This is a genomic window from Pseudoalteromonas sp. OANN1 (assembly GCF_024124685.1).
In the GTDB taxonomy this organism is placed as follows: Bacteria; Pseudomonadota; Gammaproteobacteria; order Enterobacterales; family Alteromonadaceae; genus Pseudoalteromonas; species Pseudoalteromonas piscicida.
Genome location: NZ_JAMXSE010000052.1, coordinates 1 through 1,092, shown reverse-complemented (window position 1 = coordinate 1,092; position 1,092 = coordinate 1). Strand labels below are relative to the sequence as shown.

Below are 1,092 nucleotides of genomic sequence, written 5' to 3'. Positions count from 1 at the left end.
CCTGATTTCAGATAATAAGTGCGACACTCATGGGATCGCGTAGAAGAGGAAGCCAACTGCTGAAAGTGGTACGCTCTTCTCGCCAAAGAAACAAGCAGTACTACCATGAGATATCAGCAGTTGACCGAGGGCAGAAGATACCAGATTTCCATATTATTGGAAGAGGGGTTCTCTGCGACTGAGATCGCCAAAAAAGTAAAATGCCATCGCTCCACCGTTTATCGAGAGTTAAGAAGGCATAAAGTGAAAGAAGCCTATTGCCCTTATTCGGCGCACGTAATGGCTATGGGGAAGCGTAAAGCAGCACAGAAATACCGTATCCCTCAAAAACGTATCGGCTTTATCCGAATATTGCTGCAAGAAGGTTGGAGCCCGGAGCAAGTTTCAGCCGTTTTGACGAGTGTGGAGCAGCCTGTCAGTCATGAGTGGATTTATCGCTATATTGCACTGGATAAACGTAATGGTGGCAAGCTATATCAGCATCTGCGTCAAGGACATAAGCGATATAGGCGAGGAAGAAAGGACAAGGGGCCAGCGATTTTGAATGCAACTTCGATTGATGAACGGCCAGAAGTTGTTGAGGGTCGAACACGTCTTGGAGACTGGGAAATTGACACGGTACTGGGGAAACAAGGAACGGGTGCATTGGTCACCGTTTTAGAGCGAAAAACACGTTTTTACCTTGTTAAAAAAGCCCCATCAAAATCAGCAGAAGATGTTGCGCAGGCAACCATAGAACTGCTTGCGCCGTATAAAAATCACGTGCACACAATCACAGCAGATAATGGAAGGGAGTTTGCAGCTCATGAGCTCGTTTCGGCGACTTTGGAAACAGAGTTTTACTTTGCACACCCCTATTGTTCTTGGGAGCGTGGGGCAAACGAGAATGCAAATGGTCTGCTACGACAATATATAAAGAAAGGCACCGATTTGAGAGAAATAAGCGATGCTGATGTTGAATTCGCTATGTCGCGGATAAATTATCGGCCAAGAAAGTGTTTGAGCTTTAAGCAGCCAGCAGTGGTATTCAAAGAAATGACACAGGCTGCTTAATTTTGTAGAGAGTGTCGCACTTCAGAGTTGAATTCGGGA

General features: G+C 45.8%; 1 protein-coding gene. It reads left to right on the top strand.

Annotated features, from left to right (window positions below):
• The first annotated feature begins 105 nt into the window (after nt 1–105).
• Nucleotides 106–1,053, top strand: a complete 948-nt coding sequence (locus NH462_RS22825; protein ID WP_253107827.1) for an IS30 family transposase — start codon at nt 106–108, stop codon at nt 1,051–1,053.
• Nucleotides 1,054–1,092: the final 39 nt, after the last annotated feature.